Origin of the sequence: Emticicia sp. W12TSBA100-4, assembly GCF_040253585.1 — a bacterium.
In the GTDB taxonomy this organism is placed as follows: domain Bacteria; phylum Bacteroidota; class Bacteroidia; order Cytophagales; family Spirosomataceae; genus Emticicia.
Map to the genome: position 1 here is coordinate 230729 of NZ_JBELAU010000011.1, position 19390 is coordinate 250118.

Sequence of the window (19390 nt, forward strand, 5' to 3'; positions counted from 1 at the left end):
TAAAAAATTACTTTCGTCTTTTTTGATAATTACCTGTTGTTTTTACTGGCTTACGAAAATCATTAAAATAATGTTCTTTCACTCTTCGCAAGGCAAAACCATCATCAAATGCCTCAACAGTGTAGTCTCGCTTAAATTTAAAATCATCTAAACTCGCATAACCACCTTTCAGCGTGAGTGTAAAAATATTGTTATCGGCATCAAAAACCCATGAAGTTTCTTCTGTATCAATATCCAAAAAATCTACTCCTGCACAGAATTTCACTTTAGGGTCGCTTTCATAATCATATTCGATTGTTCCACTTTCTGATAAATTCAGAACTAAGTTGTTAATAGTCAACTTCGATTCGTGGTAAGGCGTAAGATAAATATCTCCCCTTTCGATTTTATTTCTGACCAAAATCCAACGTTTTGTTTTGTCGAACAAAGCCTTGTGTAACTCTAAATAATTGACTTTTACAGGCGATGCAATTACCGCTGGTTCGACTACTACTGAAACATTTTCTTTCTCAACACTTGCAATTATCTTGGCATCAGTTGTTGAAGTAGTTTTCACATCAGAATCTACTTTTAAAGCCTCAGTTACATTTGAAGTTGCAAGATTTTTTATAGTATCAGCCAAAACTTTCGGAGCTTCATTTATAACTTTATTTTCAGTTACAACTTTCGGAGTTGCTGCAATCCGCGAAGGTGTTGTTTTCTTGACTTGATTTATAACAACTGGCTTTTTTCTTAAATCTTCATAAAAAACCTGCTTGGTTTTCATCAAAATATAACCATCATGTACTTCATCTATCTTATATTCTCTATGGAACTTAAAATCATCGATTGTAATATAACCAGCTTGAATCGTCAAAGTAAGTATTTTTGTCAACGTATCATACGCCCATGAACTCTCTTTGGTATTGATGTCAAGATATTTGATATTTGGATTTTCGGCGTATTTTGAATTAGTTTCATAATCATAAACGATTTTCCCATTCTCAGCAAATGACAAAACCAAAGTATTCAACTTTACCTTTGCTTTTTTGTAAGAAGTCAAAAAAACTTCATTTTTTTCAATCTTATTGTTGACCAAAATCCAGCGATTAGAGGCATCCAAAAGTGGATCTTGTTGTGCAATAACTTGGAAAAAAGTCAATAAGAAAACAGCAGTGGTAATAAATTTCTTCATTTTGGGTTATTCAAAAATTCGGTTTTGGCGAATTATTCTCAATAGAAATTTTAATGATGGTGAATGTTGAATTATTAATGGTTAATTAAATATTCATCGCACGGGCGACCCCGCATCAAACATCAAACATTAAACATTCTTAATTCTTAGCAGCTCGCTTTGCAGGTAAATACGAAGCCAAAAGTGTAATTATGATAATTGAAACGGCGGTCAGCACAAAATCACTTAATTGCATTTTTACTGGATAAGCATCAATTATTGAGCTTTCCATACCCATTTTTATGATTCCGTAACGCTCTTGCATGAAACAAATTATTCCGCCCAATACAAGTCCAACAATTGCTCCGATAAACGACACTAATGCTCCCTCAGAGTAAAAAATACGTTTTACTAAACCTTCGTCAGCACCCATTGCAAAAAGCGTTTTCAAATCTTGTTGCTTGTCAATGACGAGCATCGTCAGCGAAAAGAAAATATTGAATGAGGCAATACCTATGATAAAAATCAAAGCAATGAAAATAAACAGTTTTTCGATTTTGATTGCTCTAAATAGTGAAGCATTTTGCTCGTCTTGATTTTGTACCAAGAAATTTTCGTCTAAAATACTTTTTACTGATGCTTGAATCTGAGAAATATCGGCATTAGGCTTCGCCTGAATTTCAATGGCACTTCTTTTATCGCCATATTCGGTCAATTGTTTGGCTATTTCAAGCGGAACATATACATAATCATCATGCAATTGTTCCAAAGAATAAACACCCGAAATATTTAGAATTTCACGATTAATATTATCATCAGGATTCAGCGAATACGATTTTCGATTACGTGGATACCAAATTTCAATTGGTTCTATGATATTTTGCAACGAAATATTCAAAGCAGCATAAACATTTCCACCAATAAAAGCATAATCGACACTATCTCTTGTCAACACAAAATTTCCCTCGACCAATGACTTTTTCAATGGACTAAACGCCTGAAAAGTTTCATCAACACCTTTAAGTGTAACAACCATTTGTGAGTTTTCGTACTTTACCAAAGCATTATCTTGAATAACCTCGGTTACGTACCAAACATCTTTGATGGCTTTTATCTTCGTGAGCTTTTCTTTATCTATCAAAAAGCTTTTACCGTTTTTGGGAGAAATCTTAATATCGGCATCGAAAGACTTAAAAATTTTCCTATTTAAATCTTCTAAGCCATTAAAAACCGACAATACAATCACCAAAGCCATTGTTCCGATGCCAATTCCGAGCATCGAAATAATAGAAATGAAATTGATAAAACTCTTTTTCTTCTTTGAATAAAAATATCTTTTGGCGATTAGAAACGAAAGATTCACAAGCTAAATCAATTAGTGGATGTTTATTTTATTCTTCACCTTCAACTGGTGCTGGTGGAATTACAATTCCTGCAAAAAGAGCATCCATTTTTTGTGCATACTCGGCCGTATCATCAATAAAAAATTGCAGATTTGGCACAATTCTTAGTTGATGTCGTACTCGTTCACCCAATAAGTTTCTGATAACTTTAGTGTTTTCTCTAACGATTTGTAAGACACCTTCTCTATCTTTTGCCAATAAAAAACTCAAATAAACCCTCGCAATGGCTAAGTCTGGTGTTGTTTTTACATCCGTAATCGTCACGAAAGCACCATTAAATAACTGTTTCAAGTCTTTTTGAAAAATCTCGCCTAAATCTTTTTGTATCTGTTTTGCTACCTGTCTTTGTCTTTTCGATTCCATCATTTTCTAATTTTGAAGCGATACGTCGCCCGTTCTGAATGTTAGAATGAGTGAATATACGAACCAACTTTGAGAAATTCATCCTATCATTCAATCATTGAGGCATTCAATCATTAATTTTATGCAAATATCCGCAAATTTTCGGGTTAAATAAAGTAAAGTTTCTCACATCCGTTAGTTTTTTCATAACTTTGTGTTGTAAACTAATCTTTCAAGGCCTTGTTAACATTTTTTAGGTTAAACTCACTGTTTCATATTTTTTCACTGCTTTTGCTGGTCGTGATAATCAAATTGCCTTTTCTTGGGCAGAAATTACCGATGCTCCTACCCGAACTTGAATGGATGTTAGTCGGTGAAAAAATCCATGATGGACAATTTTTATACAAAGAAGTTTGGACAAACGTTGGCCCTTTGGCATCATTCGTCTATTGGGCCATTGATGTATCGTTTGGGCGGTCGCAGTTTGTTTATGAGTTTATTGCTATACTTATAACTTATTTTCAGGCACTATATTTTACTTTTGTTTGTAATACTCGCCAAACTTATCTCGAAAAAAACTACGCTCCGGGCCTCATTTATGTGCTTTTGATGAGTCTTTCTTTCGATATGAGTAAACTTTCTCCGATATTACTCTCAACAACGTTTTTGCTTTTTGCATTCAATAAACTCGTCAAACAAATGGAACGCCGAGAAGGGGTTTCTGATGAAGTTTTTGAAGTTGGGCTTTACATTGGTATAGCTTCGCTGTTCCATCAGCCAACGATGGTTTTCATTTTTTGGAGCATCGCCAGCCTTGTATTCTTTACGAATGCCAACCTTCGCCAACACTTTTTGGCAATTTTAGGTTTTGGTTTACCTTTATTCTTGACAGGACTTTATTTTTACTTTTATGATTCTCTCGATGAATTCAAATACAATTGGTTCAATGGTATTTTCAAAATCAAACAATATAGCTTAGAAGATTTCAAAAGTGCTTTTATTGCTATTACAGTTCCTTCAGCACTTGCAGTTTTTGGTTTTCTTCGCCAAACACAAGTTAGTAGATATAACAGCTATCAGCAACGTACGCAGCAAATTATGCTCATTTGGGGAATTGCTTCATTATTAGCCTTGTTTCTTTCTCCCAATGTTGCACCGATGCAATTCATCATTTTTGTGCCGTTTTTTGCATATTTTATCACTGGTTTTTTCTTCCATTTAAAAGGAGCATTTTTGCCTGAATTACTCTTCACAATTCTGTTTCTTTTCATCGTATTCGTTCAATATCAAGGAGTTACACCATTTTTTGGCAAAGGATTTGAACAACTCGCCGATATGAGAGTAAAACCAAAAGAGATTCCAGAAAGGCTGAAAGGGCAAAAAATGTTGGTAATTGGCGAAAGAATTGACGAATATTCGTACGGAGAGTCAGCAACTTGTTATCTTAATTGGGACCTTTCAAAAATTGATTTAGAAAACCCTGATAACTACGAAAGTATCATCAACATATTTGATAATTTCAAGAAAGACCCGCCGACAATTATTATTGATAAACAAAACGTAATACCAAAAATATTTAAGAGAATTCCTGCATTATCATCTGACTATCAAGCAACTAAGATTAACGGAATCTATCAAAGAAAGTTTTAAGAAAATGTAGAGTTAAGAGTGTAGAATGTATAAACTCTACACTCTTAACTTTACACTTCTTAACAAGAAATTTTATCTGCTCGACGGGCGTGACGTCCGCCTTCAAATTCTGTTTTCAAAAATGTCTTCACACATTCAAGTGCTAATTCAACATCAATAAAACGAGCTGGTAAACAAATTACATTGGCATTGTTATGCTGGCGAATCAATTCGGCAACTTCCAAATTCCAAACCAAACCTGCTCTAATTCCTTGGTGGTGATTGGCCGTCATGCACACGCCATTTCCACTTCCACAAATCAAAACTCCAAATTCATACTGACCGCTCTCAACCGAACTTGCCAATTGGTGTGCTGTATCAGGATAATCGACTGCTTCGGGAGTATATGGGCCATAATCAGCCGTTTCATAATTTTGTTCTTGAAGCCAACGAAGGATGACTTTTTTGTACTCAAAACCAGCGTGGTCGCCTGCAATTGCTACTTTCATAGTATTTTATTCCCCTACTCTTGATTGAAAAAATTATTACCAGAATTTCTCTTTTGGGGGATGAATTAACCAAGAAAAATTCATTTTTGGTATTCTAAACTTTTTTTTGCAAATATACGTTTTCATAATCCAATTCTTTTCAAAATATTGAAGAAGAATTGGATTATTCGACTAAATATAAAGTTACCTTCAAAAACTATTTCGTACGACAAACAAAAATTTTTATGGCAGAAAAAGAAATAATATTAAATGAAGAAGAATTAATTCGTGAGGCATTTGTAGAAAAAGGATGGAATGAAATCCAAAGCCAAGATTCATGGCAGATATTAAAAACCGTTGCTGAATTTGTTGATGGTTTCGACCGTTTGGCTAAAATCGGCCCATGTGTAACTATTTATGGCTCTGCACGCACCAAACCCGAACACAAATACTATTTACTATCGGAAGAAATTGCAGCGAAATTAGTCTCAAGAGGCTACGGTGTAATCACTGGCGGTGGTCCAGGTGTAATGGAAGCAGGAAATAAAGGAGCTGCCGAGAATGGTGGAAAATCAGTAGGTTTAAATATCAAATTACCTTTTGAACAAGTACCAAATCGATTTGTTGACCCCGATAAAAGTATCAATTTCGACTACTTTTTTGCAAGAAAAGTATGTTTTATGAAATATTCACAAGGTTTTATTGTGATGCCTGGTGGTTTCGGTACGTTGGATGAATTATTTGAAGCCTTGACATTGATTCAGACTAAAAAAATTGCTCGTTTCCCAATCGTAATGGTAGGTAGCGAATACTGGAAAGGATTACTCGATTGGTTAAACCAAACCATGTGTGAAAGAGAGAAAAACATCAATCCAGAAGATATGAATTTGATTAAGCTGGTTGATACAGCCGAAGATGCAGTAAAAGTAATTGACGAATTCTACGGTAAATATTTATTGAAACCAAACTTCTAAGAATGAAAAGTGTAGAGTTGAGAGTGAAAAGTGAAAATGCAAATAATTCACTCTACACTTTTCACTCTACACTAAAATCAAGCTTCCTCGCCAACGATTTCTTCTAATGCCGCCGATAAGTGCATTGCAATCATCTCAGCTGAACGTCCTTCAATGTGGTGTCTCTCAATAAAGTGAGCTACTTCTCCATCCTTAAAAATCGCAATTGCTGGCGATGATGGAGGGAAAGGAATATAAGTACGCATTTGTTGAACTGCATCGGTATCAACACCAGCAAATACTGTTACAAGTGAATCTGGTTTTGCTTCCGAACGTTGCAAAGCAAGCTTCACACCTGGGCGGCAAGTACCAGCAGCACAACCACATACTGAGTTGATAACAACCAACGAAGTACCTTTTTGATTGGCAATAAAATTATCTACGTCTGACGCAGAAAGTAATTCTTGAAAGCCTGCATTTACTAAATCGGCTTTCATTGGTGCAACTAAATGAGGAGGATACATAAGCTAAACTGCTCCCCGCCCCTAAAGGAGAGCCTTTATTTGATAGTTATAAAATGTCATAGGGGACTATTGACATTTTTTTAATAATTATGATCTTTCAACGCCCTTCATAGCTTAGAACACACAAGTTACATAAATCCAAGTTCAAGTTTTGCTACTTCCGACATCATATCGGTTGCGTAAGGCGGATCGAAAGTCAATTCAACACTTACATCGCTTACTTCTGCTATCTCTCGAATTTTTTGTTCTATCTCCACTGGAATCGACTCTGCCGATGGGCATGATGGCGAAGTCAAAGTCATTAAAACATAAACATTATTTACTGGAAAAATCTTTATGTCATATATCAAACCCAGCTCATAGACATCGACTGGAATCTCGGGGTCATAAACCTGTTTGATGGCTTCAATTACTTTATCTTTTAATTCTTGCTCTGTCATTGTATTTATTTTATATAGAATTAATCATTAGCCTGATAGGCAATACCATAGGCCTTCATTTGTTTCACCATTGAAGCTAATCCATTTGAACGAGTTTGAGCTAAATGACTTGCTAAACCTACTTTATCAATAAAATATAAGTCAGCATTTGCGATTTCTTCGGGCGTATGATTAGTCATAACTTTTACAAGCATACTCACCAAACCTTTTACGATAATTGCCTCACTATCAGCCTCAAAATGAATTTTACCATCTTGTTTGTAGGCATGAAGCCAAACGATTGATTGACAACCTTTAATAATATTGTCTTCGGTTTTAAACTCGTCTGATAGTTTAGGTAGCTTTTTCCCTAAATCAATAATGTACTCGTATTTTCCTTCCCAATCATCAAAGAGTTCAAACTCTTCTATGATTTCATCTTGTATTTCGTTTATTGTCATATTTTTATATAAACTTCAAAAACTCAAAGACTTTGCACTATGCCGTATCCCTACAATAACAACAATAGACTTACTTACAACATATAAAACTCTATATTTACCAACAAATATTTCTCTAAAATTTCTCAAACTTCCAATTTCAGGTACTATCCGACTCATATTTGGAAAAGTTTCTAAAAGCTGAACTTTCTAAAAAAATTCATTTTCCCAAAAATCAGCGTAAGATGGGCTTTCATCATAAAGAGTCGAATAAATATCTAAAAAGTCTTCTTGTGCTTCTGCACTTATCTCGACCGTCGCCATGATTCAAACTCCTTTTTAAATTGGTCAATTGGCATAGTCTTTCTTTCATTAATCTGTTGAATACCTTTATTGTATTTGTCAATGATTAAAAGCCTTTCAATAACATCTTCCCTTTCAAACTCTTCAGGAAGGTCATCAATAGATTCCAACAATTGAGCTTTGGTAATCATAGTTTTTTATATTTAAAGTACCATTTTCTTCACTTTATGTATTCCAGCAACCAGTTTATCAATTTCGGCGGTTGTGTTATAAACAGCAAAAGAGGCTCTTGAAGTTCCGGGAAGTCCTAAACGATTCATTAATGGTTGTGTACAATGGTGTCCAGTACGAATCGCTACACCTTGTTGGTCAAGAATTACGCCTACATCTTGCGGGTGTACGCCATCTAAAACAAATGAAACTACCGAAACTTTCTCTTTTGCTTGACCAACAATTCGTAATCCGCCGATTTCGGATAATTGTTCGGTGGCATATTTTAGCAGTTCGTCTTCGTAAGCCGCAATGTTTTCTTTGCCTAAATCATTGATATAATCTATCGCAAATTTCACAGCCACAACATCAGCAATATTTGGTGTTCCTGCTTCAAATTTATAGGGTAATTCATTGTAAGTCGTTTTCTTGAAAGTCACTTCCTTAATCATTTCCCCACCTCCACGATAAGGCGGCATAGCATTCAAAATAGCTGATTTCCCATAAAGTACACCCATTCCAGTTGGTCCGAAAAGTTTATGAGCTGAAAAAGCGTAAAAATCCGCATCTAATGCTTGTACATCAAGAGTAATATGCGAAGATGCCTGAGCACCATCAATCAAAACCTTCGCTCCTACTTCGTGGGCTTTTTCAATAATGAATTTCACATCATTGATAGTTCCCAAAGCATTGGAAACGTGAACGACCGAAACAAATTTTGTCTTTTCTGAAAGCATTTTTTCGTATTCTTCCAAAATTAAATCGCCGTTATCGTCAATTGGTATTATTCTTAAAATGCAGCCTTTTTCTTCACAAAGCATTTGCCACGGCACAATATTCGAGTGATGCTCTAAGGTTGAAATAATGATTTCATCACCTTCATTCAAAAATTTACGTCCGTAAGTTTGAGCAACTAAATTGATTCCATCGGTTGTGCCGTAAGTAAAAATAATTTCTTCTTTATGTGCTGCATTCAAAAACTTTTGGATGGTTGTACGAGAATCTTCAAAAGCTGAAGTGGCTTTTTCAGCCAAAAAATGAATTCCTCTGTGAATATTTGCATTATAATGGCCATAATAATTGGCTAAAGCATCTAAAACAACCAAAGGTTTTTGAGTTGTAGCAGCATTATCGAAATACACTAAATCACGGCCATTTACTTTTTCGTCAAGGATCGGGAAGTCTTGACGTATTTTATTAATATCTAATACTGACATATTTTCTTTATTTTCAAAAACGAATTTTTCATCGTTTCATTTACACTTTTGTTTCTCATATCAGCGATTTTGGAGAGCGAGTATCGCCCAGTCGCCTCACTTTAAACAACAAGCAAGTAGAGTTTTTAGTTTGGAATAATTCTAAATTAAATCAAAATTTTAAAATGAAATGCTGCTTGGGCTGCTTCTTTCTAAAAAATACAATTCCAACCCAAAATAAATCAATACTAACACTTACTGATTCGTGATTTTGAATTGTCAGCCAAGCTTGTTTCATTTCCTCTGACCAATAGATATCATCAAAAATGAAACAACTTTCGTCATGAGCTTTCTCAAGGCATAGCTCAAAGTAACGAATTGTGGGTTCATAACGATGATTGGCATCAAAGAAAACAAAATCTAACTCTTCTGTTTTCTGTAATTTTTCGGGTAATGTTTCATCAATGTTTCCGACTACAATTTCAAAATTCTTTAAAGCCAGTTTGTTGAAGTTTTCTTGGGCAATTTTTGCAGTTTCTGCACAACCTTCAAAACTTTTCAGTGTAATTTCATTATTAGCTTTACCTAAATAGGCAGTTGTAAGCCCCAATGAAGTACCTAAATCTAAAATGCTTTTGTATTGATAAAACTTAATAATTCTGAAAAACAACTGAGCTAAACTTGGCTTTTTGAGTGACTTTTTGGCAATATCTTCAACCGTTCGTTGAATACTTTTATTTGTTTTTGCCCCAGCACCAAAATCTGTAATATTTACGATACGCTTATCACTTAGAAGCTGTTTTCTTAAAGTTTCAATTACATCATATTCGGTATAATATGATTTGTTCTTTAAAACTTTGGTATAAAACTCAAAAACAAACGGAGAATGTAACGAATGTTCGTCTTTGGCTTTTAGAAGGTATTTTATATAGTCAAGAATCATACTGCAAAAATAGCAAAAAAGCACGACAGAATGCCGTGCTTTTTTGTTGTTCACAAGATAAATCTTGAATTACTGATTATTTTCGATTGATTCTTCCTTTTTGGTTCTACCGAATGAAAGTGTTTCACCTTCACCGCTGTAATCTACAACAATCGTATCACCTTCTTGAACGTCACCTTTCAAAATTTCTTCAGCCAATGGATCTTCCACATACTTCTGAATCGCACGGTTCAATGGCCTTGCTCCGTATTGTTGATCATAGCCTTTCTCTGACAAGAAATCTTTTGCTTTTTCTGTCAAAGCAATCTTATAACCAATGTTTGTAATACGAGCAATCAAACGGCCGAGAGCGATGTCAATAATTTTATGAATATCTTCTCGACTCAATGAGTTGAACACAATTACATCATCCAGACGATTCAAGAACTCTGGCGAGAAAGTTTTTTTCAAAGCATTTTGAATTGTACTTTTCACCATTTCATCTTGATTATCAGTACGAGCTTTGGTAGCAAAACCAATTCCTGTACCGAAATCTTTCAAATCACGAACTCCAATGTTTGAAGTCATAATGATGATTGTGTTACGGAAATCAACTCTACGGCCAAGACTATCAGTCAAAATGCCATCGTCAAGTACTTGTAATAAGATATTATACACATCTGGGTGTGCTTTTTCGATCTCATCAAGCAACACTACTGAGTATGGTTTTCTACGAATTTTCTCCGTCAACTGACCGCCTTCTTCGTAACCAACGTAACCTGGAGGTGCTCCAACTAAACGAGAGATACTGAACTTCTCCATATACTCACTCATATCAATTCTCACTAAAGCATCTTCTTTATCAAAAAGATACGTTGCAAGCGTCTTCGCAAGTTCGGTTTTACCTACACCTGTTGGCCCTAAGAAAATAAACGAACCAATTGGTTTTTTAGGGTCTTTCAAGCCAACACGTGTACGCTGAATTGATTTTACGAGTTTCTCAACGGCTGGGTCTTGCCCAACGATTCTTCCACGAAGTGCATCACCCATGTTCAAGATTTTCTCCCCATCATTCATGTTTACACGCTTCACAGGAATACCTGTCATCATCGCTACAACATCACCTACATTATCTTCTGTTACAGTATATCGCTTCGTTTTAGCTTCTTCTTCCCAAGCCAATTTAGCTTTGTCGAGTTGTTCTAAAAGTTTTTTCTCACGGTCACGTAGTTGAGCAGCCTCTTCATAGCGTTGGCTCTTTACAACCTGATTTTTCTCTTTTTTAATTAATTCAACTTGTTCTTCCAAGAATAAAATATCTTGTGGAACAGAAATATTATTGATGTGTACTCTCGCACCAACTTCGTCAAGTACGTCTATGGCTTTGTCTGGTAAATAGCGGTCGGTAATGTACCTTTCCGATAATTTTACGGCAGCTTCCAAAGCACCTTGTGTGTAACTTACATGGTGGTGATCTTCGTACTTATCTTTAATATTATTCAAGATTTCGATGGTTTCGTCGATTGAAGTTGCTTCAACCATTACCATTTGGAAACGACGAGCCAAAGCCCCATCTTTCTCAATGTATTGACGATACTCATCAAGGGTCGTTGCACCAATACATTGAATGTCGCCACGAGCCAAAGCTGGCTTAAACATATTCGATGCATCGAGTGAGCCACTTGCACCACCGGCACCTACGATTGTATGAATCTCATCAATGAATAAAATCACGTCGGGCGATTTCTCTAATTCATTCATTACAGCTTTCATTCTTTCTTCAAATTGACCACGGTATTTAGTACCAGCCACGAGTGAAGCTAAATCAAGCGTTACGACACGTTTTCCGAATAAAATTCTCGAAACTTTCTTCTGCACAATTCTGAGTGCTAAACCTTCGGCTATGGCTGTTTTACCAACACCTGGTTCACCAATTAAAATTGGGTTGTTTTTCTTACGTCTCGAAAGAATCTGGGCTACACGCTCAATTTCTTTTTCACGTCCTACAATCGGGTCAAGTTTTCCAGCTTCGGCAAATTTGGTTAGATCACGACCGAAATTATCTAAAACAGGAGTCTTAGATTTTTCAGGATTTTTTTGTTCTCCTTTTTGCTGATACCCACCAGTGCCACCGCCGAAAATTCTTTCATCGTCATCGTCAGTTTCTGGACGCTCCATCACAGGTTTCTGACCAGTTAGTTGATACTCAAGCATTTCTTTTGTTTGTTCGTAGTTAAGGTGGAACTTTTGTAAAATCTGTCCACCGAGGTTATCGCCGTCACGCAAAATGGCTAACAGCAAATGCTCAGTACCTATTAATTGTGATTTGAAGATTTTTGCCTCAAGATGGGTAATTTTCAAAACTTTTTCAGACTGGCGAGTAAGCGGAATATTCGCCAAGTTTTTGATATTGTTGGTTGCAGTGCCTTTAGTTGCCTGCTCAATAGTGATGCGTAGTTCGTCAAGTTGTACGCCTGAATCTCTCAATAGATTTAGAGCAATCCCCTCACCATCTCTAATCATTCCCAAAATCAAGTGTTCGGTTCCGATATAATCATGCCCCAGACGTAGTGCTTCTTCACGAGCTAAGGTTATGATTTCTTTGACTTTCTGTGAAAATTTAGGCTCCATTTGTAATGAATGTAGAATGAAGAATGTAGAATGTAAAATTAATTTACAAACAACAATCAGAATATTTTTACAATTAAAACGAATCAAACGAGAATCATATAATGTAGACTTTGGTAAGTAGAATGTTTCAATTCTTAAAAAAACATTCTACATTCTTAATTCTACATTCTTAATTAACATTTACGTTTTGCAATATAACGGATTATTAATAAAGTGTGTTCAAATAGGCTTAGATTTTTTTAAAATTTCTGAGGCTTGATTTCCACGACAAAATAATAAATCAATTACAGAAAGATTAGGAACAAATTCATTGCCAAAATTTTGTTGATATGGACTTGGCTGATAAAATTGACTATGAATTGTTTCGTTTTTGGGATTTATTAGATTTCGAGCATCAAAAACAGTCGAATTGACTTCTTTTTCATAACTTTGGGTCTGACGAATTGTCTTATTTACTCGAAGTAATTTCAGACACATTGTCAGCATTTCAAAGTTCAAATCCCATAAAAAAGAGTATTTTTTGTGATAAATATCTTTGAAATAATCAGAATAAAACTCATAAAATGGAGCTTTTCCGTAAGCAGCACTCATGGTTCGCCAATGATTCACATCCCACCTTTGGCTGTAATCAATCCTAATGTCTTTAATCAATATCTTTTTATTGCCATCAATTACTGGCACAACCAACATCTCAGTTTTGTTTGAACCTAAAATATAACAACGATTTCGGTAAGATTGCTTTACATAGTTTTCATTTGCTTCTATAATTATTTCTGAGAATGATTGAAGGCAAGAAAAAAATTCAATGCTTGGCAAATACTGCAATTCAATCAAAACTGACTGTTTATCAAGTGTTTTCATTTAGCAAAAAAACATATTTTCAAAAAAATATACAATTCATTTCGGTAAAACCGTTAAAATGTATGGATTTTTTCTGAAATTTGTTGATCAAACGCATACACTTTCCCAAAAAGCATGACAAGAATTATTACTTACTTTTATTTATTGCTTGCCTCCATTAACTTACCGATATTGGAAAGCTCGATTTTTGCCAGCACAACAAATACAACAATTGCATTCAATGATATTCCTCTCAACTTATCGGCAAAAGACAAACGGAATAACATTCAGCTACAACCAAAATTCACAGTTGTTTCAGTTACCGATGGTAAAGTTATTCCACTAAAAGAAGTAGATGGACGGTTTACTGTAATGGTAAAGAGCGGTGAATCTTACAAAATAACTGCGATTTTAGACGGCTACCATACCAAAGAAAAAATTCAGAATATTGCCGCTGACCAAGACAAAGAAGGTTTCAATGTAGTACTCGATATGGAACCGCAGCCCTCAGCTTCTTTGATTCTTAAAGCCCTTGATGATGCCACCGGTGATAACGTAGATGCGACGTTTACGATTACCGCTGGAGACAAAACATATACAGGAAAAACTGGTAAAGGTATCCCGTATTTCAGAATTGTAATCACAAAAGCTGATTTATACACAGTTGAGGTAACTACCAATAGCCACAAACCCAAGAGAGAGAGTTTTGCTTTAGAAGTTGGCGATCCAGCCCGTTCTTACAACAAAGAAATTAGACTCGAAAAGCCTACAAGTGGGGTTAAAATTCTTATTATTGGTGATGACACAAAGAAAATTTTAAAAGGTGTGAGTCTGAAAATTACAAACACAACTGATAATCTGCTTTTCTTTGATAATATATTACCTGAAGGAGAGGCTGTTGTTGAGTTCGACCCAGCCAAAAAATATTCTGCTGCTATCGAACAATCTGGCTATACGCCTTTGAAGATAGATCTGAAAGCCACAAATCAGAAAGAATACACCATCACGATGCCCTCTGAAAGTTTCTTTTCATTTGGAGCTTATGATAAACTTTCTGGAAAGCGGCTTCCTGCAACTTTCAAAATTTCTTACAAAGAAAACACCCAAGAAATTAAAGGAACTGTTGATGCTGATATAAAATTCAAACCAACTGAAGGTGGAATTTATACAGTTGAAGTGAGCCACCCGAATTATACTACTAAAAAAGAGCCATTTAATTTAGAAAATCTTAGTGCAGGTAAACTGAGCCACAAAATAATGCTCGAAAGTACTGTTGATGAGTACGTTATTTTAGTGGTTGATGGTGAAGACAAGCAGATGATTCAGGGAGCTGATGTGAAAATTTTTGATGATATAAAACAACCAGTTCCTGTAAAATTGAATGCTAAAACAGGCGAATATAAGATAGTTTTAGAAAAAAACAAAGATTACTTCTTGCAAGTCGAAGCCAATGGCTACATGAAGCAAACAGGTACTCTTCAACGTAGTACAAGCAAATTGATTGGTATCAATTTGCAGAAGGTATTCCAAACTGTTTTCTATTCGGCTATTGATGGTATAACCAAAAAGCCAATCGAAGCAAAATATAAATTGATGCGTTCGGACCAAGACCCATTAATTGGAATGTCTGATGCGAGTAAGCAATATAAAATTGACCTCTTCCCTCAGAAAAACTATGTATTGGAAGTTTCAGCTGATGGTTACAAAACACTTACTGAAAACCCATCATTTACAGCAGGCAAAACAGAAAAAGATGGAACTAAGATTGTTGAGTTACAAAAAGATGCCTACACTTTTACATTTAAGGTTGTTGATGCACAAAAGAAACAAACTCTCAATAATGCCAAATTATCAATTTTAAATTTGAGTACAAGCCAACCCGTTGGCACATCTAACGATAAGAATGGTTTTACAGTAAATTTACCGATAACAGGAACTTATTCCGTAACGGTTGAGGCGGAGGGTTATGAAAAATCTTCTCAGAATATTGATGCTAAAGCTTTGGCATCAAATAGCCAATTTGAACAAGAAATTCCTCTCTTTAAAAATGCTCTTGACAAAATTAAGTTGATGGTTCAAGATGAAGACAAAGGTGGAAATGTAGCTAATGCTAATCTCAGGGTTTTCAATGCCAATAATGAACCAATATCAATTGTTGCAAATCCACTTTCTGCCGAATGGCTGGCAGAACTCAAAAATGAGGAATCTTACAGCGTAGAAATCAAGGCCGATGGTTATATACCTTATAAAGGTAGTTTACCAAAAAATCCTTCTAACAAAACGGTTAAATTAAAAATTAAGAAAGTACCGACCGAAGAAATTTCTTTCGCACCAATTGATGCCTTGACTAAAAAAGGAATCGTTTCTGAATTTAAAATTACAACTGGCGGCGAAGTAGTGAATGGTACTCTCGCACAAGGTGGAACGAGAATGAAAGTGACTTTGGCTCAAGATAAAAGCTATGAAATTGAAGTTTCGCCAAATGGCTACAAAACATATAAAGATGTAGTGAATTTTGCTTCAGCGGTGAATGGACTCATAACCATTTCCTTGAAAAAAGAAGCTTACGGCTTCAATTTCAAGGCCCTTGATTCAAAAAACAAGCAACCAATTCCAAATGTTAAACTGAAATTGACTGACGATGCCAATCAAACTGTTACAGCAAAATTTGCTATCGAAACACAGGATTTTCAGGCAAATTTACTTCCCGACAAAAAATATACTGTTGAAGTTGAAGCCCCAGGCTACGAAGTCTATGCTGAAACTGTCGATGTAACAACTTTGGCAACTACTTCTGACTTTAAGCGAGATATGTTTATGGTGAAGAAAGAAATCGAAAAGAAAGTTGAACCTAAGCCAGAACCTAAAAAAGAAGAGACTAAGGCTGTTGAGAAAAAGCCAGAGCCAGTTAAACCACCAGAAAAGAAAGTCGAGGTGGCTGTTACAACTCCCGAAAAACCAATAGAGAAAAAACCAGAACCTGCTCCAAAAAAAGCAGAAAAAGTTTATGTTGATAATGCAACAGTTATAACAGACGAAGACTTTAACGTAAAAGTTGAAATATTTGAGAATCTTGGTGTTGGTAAACGCTTTCGTTTGAGCAATTTGTACTTCGAGCAAAGTAGTTCCCAAATTAAAGCACAATCTTTCCCGCAGCTTGATAAATTAGTAAATACAATGAAGCTAAACCCCAAAGTAAAACTCGAGATTGTAGGTTATACAGATAATAACGGAGACCCACGTTTGAATCTTTCTTTATCGCATTTTAGAGCAACAGTTGTCTCTAATTATCTATTTAATAAAGGTGTGGCAGCCAATAGAATAAAAGCAATAGGAAAAGGACAAGAAGACCCAATTGCACCAAATGATACTGAGGATAATAGGACAAAAAATCGCAGAGTAGAATTTGTGATTACAGAAAACTAAGAAATAAAAATAGCATATAAACAACGACCCACGAAATCTATTCTTGGGTCGTTGCTCTTTTTATACGATCGTTGATAGCTCTCCCTAAACCTTTTTCGGGAAGTAATTCGGTATAAATTTTATCAAAACCACGAGCATCAAGCAAACGCATATACGCAAAAAGATTTTTGGCAGCTTCACTTAAATCTCCCGATGGGGAAAGTAAAAGTTGATTTTCAATAGGAATATTTGCATTAAATTTATCAAGCCCCAAATAACCCACGTCAGTCGAAGAATCAATTGATATCGGTACGCCGCCCGATTTATAATTAATAATTGATAATTGAGTCCGTGGTGCATAATGGCTTTTAAGCATTCCAGGGGCTTTCGGGTTTGAAGACGAATGTTCTTCAATTCTAACTTTTCCTACAACTGCTTCAATTTCTTCAATTGCCAGACCACCTTTGCGAAGAACTACGATTTCATCATCAAAAAAACCAATAATCGAAGATTCAATTCCGACCTTACATTCTCCGCCATCTAAAATATACTTTATTTTATCACCGAGCTGATTATCAACATGTTGTGCAGAAGTTGGAGAAATATAACCAAAAGGATTGGCACTCGGAGCGGCCAACGGAAAATCAAGTTTTTGTAATAAATCTAAGGCCAAAGGATGACTCGGAATTCTGACCGCAACCGTTTCAAGTCCAGACGTCACTAAATCAGAAATGACTTCTTTTTTTGGTAAAAGCAAAGTCAAAGGCCCTGGCATAAAGTGTTTAGCCAATAGTTGTGCTTGTTCGGGTATTTCTTTTACAAACTCACGAACTCGCTCAATACTTGATGTATGCACAATCAGTGGGTCGAAAGTTGGGCGATTTTTTACCGTAAAAATCTTAGTAATTGCTTCCGAATTATAGGCATTTCCTGCTAAACCATAAACCGTTTCGGTAGGTAAGCCAATCACCTCACCTCCCTTCAAAACTTCAATTGCTTGTTCTATATCTTTTCCTATAATTGCCATTAAACTAATGCTTTTTCAAAATAAACAATATCTGGTTCGGGATTAAAATTATAGGCTTGAGTTTCTCCAAAACCCAAAGAAGCATATAAATAATTGGCAGATTCTAAACGTCTTAAAGTGTCCAACTTCATTGTTAAATACCCTTTAGCTTTTGCTTCCTCCATCAATCTGTTTGCCAACATTTTCCCCAGCCCCAAACCTTGAAATTGAGTTTTTACAAATAAGCGTTTCATTTCACAAACACCATTTTCAAGTTTCCAAAGTGCAATACAACCTGCTGGCTGGCCATTTACTTTGGCTAAGAAAATTGAGCCTTCTGGCTCAGCATATTTTGCTGGTAACTTTGCCAATTCATTTTCAAAGTCTTGAAAATCAAGATTTATTTGCAAAAAATCAACGTATTCTCGGAATAGTTGCTTAACATCCTCTAAATCTTGTTTGCTACTTATTTTTTCTATTTCAATCTTTCTCATTTTTTAGAATTTATACCCAACCTCCACCAAAGTTAGACCTTCGGGCGGCACTGCTCTACCCGCATTATTTCTATTTTTGGAAATAATTATTTGCTCAAAAGCTACTAAACTTAATCTTTCAGCACCGATTTCAATCATTGTTCCAACAATTGCCCGTACCATTCCTCTCAAAAACCTATCAGCTTTTATATGAAACAATAATGTTTGACCTTGTTGTTCCCAGTAAGCAAATTCAATCTTACAATTAAAAGTTTGAACATCTGTCTTTACCTTGCTAAAGCACTGAAAATCAACATATTTCTGCATTAGTTCTCCTGCTTTATTCATCAAGTCAAGGTCGAGTTTAGACTTATAAAAATAAGAAGTTTCGTATCCGAAAGGGCTTTTTTCTTGCTGAATTCTGTAAATATATTTGCGATGAGTAGCATCAAATCGAGAATGAAATTCATCGGAAACCAATTTTATTTGATGAATAGCAATATCTTTTGTCAGAATTCCATTCAAACTATTTACAAGCTTTTCAGGTGCTTCAATCAATTTATCAAAGTCAAAATGTGCAAACTGCTGTGCGGCATGAACTCCTGCATCGGTTCGACTACTGCCTGTAATTTCAATTTTTTCTTTCAGCACCATTGAAAGGGCTTTTTCAATACATTCTTGCACGCTTGTGGCGTTGGGTTGAATCTGCCAACCATGAAAAGCTGTGCCTCTATATGAACATTCAATTATGTAACGCATGTTGCAAATTTACGATTTACGAATGACGATTTACGAATTTGAAAAGAAAAAATCATAGTGAAAACCATAAATTTTAATTTCAATAATTCAAAAATGCACAACTAACTGACTATCAAAAGGATAACTAAAAAGTATGTCATCTAAATCAACAATTATTCGTAAATCGTCATTCATAAATCGTAAATTCAAGTAAAATCTTATCCACATCGTGGAACATTTTACCCACAGCGTGGAACATTTAATTGTTTATTAACATTAAAAGTCTGATATTTGAGCCAGTAATTTTCTCTAACC

The 19390-nt window shown here is 35.3% G+C and carries 18 protein-coding genes and 1 pseudogene; 3 read left to right on the forward strand and 16 right to left on the reverse strand.

Features of this window, described 5'->3' with window-relative positions:
• Nucleotides 1–7: 7 nt before the first annotated feature.
• The 3 genes from ABR854_RS17865 to rbfA all read right to left on the reverse strand — a co-directional run bounded on the left by ABR854_RS17865 (nucleotide 8) and on the right by rbfA (nucleotide 2919).
• Nucleotides 8–1174: a hypothetical protein gene (locus ABR854_RS17865; protein ID WP_350267087.1), complete on the reverse strand. Its 1167-nt coding sequence runs from the start codon at nucleotides 1172–1174 to the stop codon at nucleotides 8–10.
• Nucleotides 1175–1313: 139 nt separating this feature from the next.
• A complete protein-coding gene (locus ABR854_RS17870; protein WP_350267089.1) occupies nucleotides 1314–2516 on the reverse strand; it encodes an ABC transporter permease in 1203 nt (400 codons plus the stop codon).
• 28 nt (nucleotides 2517–2544) lie between these two features.
• Nucleotides 2545–2919 (reverse strand): 30S ribosome-binding factor RbfA, encoded by a 375-nt coding sequence (rbfA, locus tag ABR854_RS17875; RefSeq protein WP_305952575.1) that lies wholly within the window; start codon nucleotides 2917–2919, stop codon nucleotides 2545–2547.
• 279 nt (nucleotides 2920–3198) lie between these two features.
• Between rbfA and ABR854_RS17880 the strand changes: the two genes are divergently transcribed.
• The gene (locus ABR854_RS17880) at nucleotides 3199–4548 is read left to right on the forward strand and encodes a hypothetical protein (protein ID WP_350267091.1); all 1350 of its coding nucleotides are present in this window, start codon (nucleotides 3199–3201) and stop codon (nucleotides 4546–4548) included.
• A 59-nt stretch (nucleotides 4549–4607) separates the two neighbouring features.
• Here the strand turns inward: ABR854_RS17880 and rpiB are convergent, their stop codons facing one another.
• Nucleotides 4608–5036: a ribose 5-phosphate isomerase B gene (rpiB, locus tag ABR854_RS17885; RefSeq protein ID WP_305952532.1), complete on the reverse strand. Its 429-nt coding sequence runs from the start codon at nucleotides 5034–5036 to the stop codon at nucleotides 4608–4610.
• Between the two features lie 224 nt (nucleotides 5037–5260).
• Between rpiB and ABR854_RS17890 the strand changes: the two genes are divergently transcribed.
• Nucleotides 5261–5989 carry an LOG family protein gene (locus ABR854_RS17890; RefSeq protein ID WP_305952533.1) on the forward strand — a complete coding sequence of 243 codons (729 nt, stop codon included), beginning with the start codon at nucleotides 5261–5263 and terminating at the stop codon, nucleotides 5987–5989.
• Between the two features lie 77 nt (nucleotides 5990–6066).
• On the opposite strand, the gene ABR854_RS17895 is transcribed toward ABR854_RS17890, so the two are convergent.
• From ABR854_RS17895 to ABR854_RS17935, 9 genes and pseudogenes are all read right to left on the reverse strand, one after another.
• Nucleotides 6067–6492, reverse strand: coding sequence for a BrxA/BrxB family bacilliredoxin (locus ABR854_RS17895; protein WP_305952534.1), 426 nt, complete (start codon nucleotides 6490–6492; stop codon nucleotides 6067–6069).
• A gap of 128 nt (nucleotides 6493–6620) precedes the next feature.
• Nucleotides 6621–6932: an iron-sulfur cluster assembly protein gene (locus tag ABR854_RS17900; protein ID WP_305952535.1), complete on the reverse strand. Its 312-nt coding sequence runs from the start codon at nucleotides 6930–6932 to the stop codon at nucleotides 6621–6623.
• Between the two features lie 20 nt (nucleotides 6933–6952).
• Complete coding sequence (locus ABR854_RS17905) at nucleotides 6953–7372, reverse strand: SufE family protein (RefSeq protein WP_350267095.1); 420 nt, start codon at nucleotides 7370–7372, stop codon at nucleotides 6953–6955.
• Between the two features lie 15 nt (nucleotides 7373–7387).
• Nucleotides 7388–7546, reverse strand: a pseudogene (locus tag ABR854_RS17910) (type II toxin-antitoxin system RelE/ParE family toxin); the annotation flags it as partial.
• A gap of 110 nt (nucleotides 7547–7656) precedes the next feature.
• The gene (locus tag ABR854_RS17915) at nucleotides 7657–7845 is read right to left on the reverse strand and encodes a hypothetical protein (RefSeq protein ID WP_350267097.1); all 189 of its coding nucleotides are present in this window, start codon (nucleotides 7843–7845) and stop codon (nucleotides 7657–7659) included.
• A gap of 12 nt (nucleotides 7846–7857) precedes the next feature.
• On the reverse strand, nucleotides 7858–9081 hold the full coding sequence (locus tag ABR854_RS17920) for a SufS family cysteine desulfurase (protein WP_350267099.1): 1224 nt from the start codon (nucleotides 9079–9081) through the stop codon (nucleotides 7858–7860).
• A gap of 151 nt (nucleotides 9082–9232) precedes the next feature.
• Entirely contained in the window at nucleotides 9233–10003 is a 771-nt protein-coding gene (locus ABR854_RS17925) for an O-methyltransferase (RefSeq protein ID WP_350267101.1), read from the reverse strand.
• A gap of 69 nt (nucleotides 10004–10072) precedes the next feature.
• The gene (locus ABR854_RS17930) at nucleotides 10073–12613 is read right to left on the reverse strand and encodes an ATP-dependent Clp protease ATP-binding subunit (protein ID WP_350267103.1); all 2541 of its coding nucleotides are present in this window, start codon (nucleotides 12611–12613) and stop codon (nucleotides 10073–10075) included.
• Nucleotides 12614–12832: 219 nt separating this feature from the next.
• Entirely contained in the window at nucleotides 12833–13474 is a 642-nt protein-coding gene (locus tag ABR854_RS17935; RefSeq protein ID WP_350267105.1) for a WbqC family protein, read from the reverse strand.
• Nucleotides 13475–13588: 114 nt separating this feature from the next.
• On the opposite strand from ABR854_RS17935, the gene ABR854_RS17940 reads away from it, so the two are divergent.
• The gene (locus ABR854_RS17940; RefSeq protein ID WP_350267107.1) at nucleotides 13589–16879 is read left to right on the forward strand and encodes an OmpA family protein; all 3291 of its coding nucleotides are present in this window, start codon (nucleotides 13589–13591) and stop codon (nucleotides 16877–16879) included.
• Nucleotides 16880–16916: 37 nt separating this feature from the next.
• On the opposite strand, the gene ABR854_RS17945 is transcribed toward ABR854_RS17940, so the two are convergent.
• From ABR854_RS17945 to truA, 3 genes are read right to left on the reverse strand one after another with little or no spacing between them, the layout of a single operon-like run.
• Nucleotides 16917–17885: an L-threonylcarbamoyladenylate synthase gene (locus ABR854_RS17945; RefSeq protein WP_350267110.1), complete on the reverse strand. Its 969-nt coding sequence runs from the start codon at nucleotides 17883–17885 to the stop codon at nucleotides 16917–16919.
• Entirely contained in the window at nucleotides 17885–18358 is a 474-nt protein-coding gene (locus ABR854_RS17950; RefSeq protein WP_350267112.1) for a GNAT family N-acetyltransferase, read from the reverse strand. Before ABR854_RS17950 ends, ABR854_RS17945 begins: the two co-directional genes overlap by 1 nt.
• Before the next feature lie 3 nt (nucleotides 18359–18361).
• A complete protein-coding gene (truA, locus tag ABR854_RS17955; protein ID WP_350267114.1) occupies nucleotides 18362–19096 on the reverse strand; it encodes a tRNA pseudouridine(38-40) synthase TruA in 735 nt (244 codons plus the stop codon).
• Nucleotides 19097–19390 lie beyond the last annotated feature (294 nt).

Coding starts and splice junctions, on each gene's coding strand:
- ABR854_RS17865 (WP_350267087.1), bottom strand. CDS start 1,174: ATGAAGAAATTTATTACCACTGCTGTTTTCTTATTGACTTTTTTCCAA.
- rbfA (WP_305952575.1), bottom strand. CDS start 2,919: ATGGAATCGAAAAGACAAAGACAGGTAGCAAAACAGATACAAAAAGAT.
- rpiB (WP_305952532.1), bottom strand. CDS start 5,036: ATGAAAGTAGCAATTGCAGGCGACCACGCTGGTTTTGAGTACAAAAAA.
- ABR854_RS17890 (WP_305952533.1), top strand. CDS start 5,261: ATGGCAGAAAAAGAAATAATATTAAATGAAGAAGAATTAATTCGTGAG.
- ABR854_RS17895 (WP_305952534.1), bottom strand. CDS start 6,492: ATGTATCCTCCTCATTTAGTTGCACCAATGAAAGCCGATTTAGTAAAT.
- ABR854_RS17900 (WP_305952535.1), bottom strand. CDS start 6,932: ATGACAGAGCAAGAATTAAAAGATAAAGTAATTGAAGCCATCAAACAG.
- ABR854_RS17905 (WP_350267095.1), bottom strand. CDS start 7,372: ATGACAATAAACGAAATACAAGATGAAATCATAGAAGAGTTTGAACTC.
- ABR854_RS17915 (WP_350267097.1), bottom strand. CDS start 7,845: ATGATTACCAAAGCTCAATTGTTGGAATCTATTGATGACCTTCCTGAA.
- ABR854_RS17920 (WP_350267099.1), bottom strand. CDS start 9,081: ATGTCAGTATTAGATATTAATAAAATACGTCAAGACTTCCCGATCCTT.
- ABR854_RS17925 (WP_350267101.1), bottom strand. CDS start 10,003: ATGATTCTTGACTATATAAAATACCTTCTAAAAGCCAAAGACGAACAT.
- ABR854_RS17930 (WP_350267103.1), bottom strand. CDS start 12,613: ATGGAGCCTAAATTTTCACAGAAAGTCAAAGAAATCATAACCTTAGCT.
- ABR854_RS17935 (WP_350267105.1), bottom strand. CDS start 13,474: ATGAAAACACTTGATAAACAGTCAGTTTTGATTGAATTGCAGTATTTG.
- ABR854_RS17940 (WP_350267107.1), top strand. CDS start 13,589: ATGACAAGAATTATTACTTACTTTTATTTATTGCTTGCCTCCATTAAC.
- ABR854_RS17945 (WP_350267110.1), bottom strand. CDS start 17,885: ATGGCAATTATAGGAAAAGATATAGAACAAGCAATTGAAGTTTTGAAG.
- ABR854_RS17950 (WP_350267112.1), bottom strand. CDS start 18,358: ATGAGAAAGATTGAAATAGAAAAAATAAGTAGCAAACAAGATTTAGAG.
- truA (WP_350267114.1), bottom strand. CDS start 19,096: ATGCGTTACATAATTGAATGTTCATATAGAGGCACAGCTTTTCATGGT.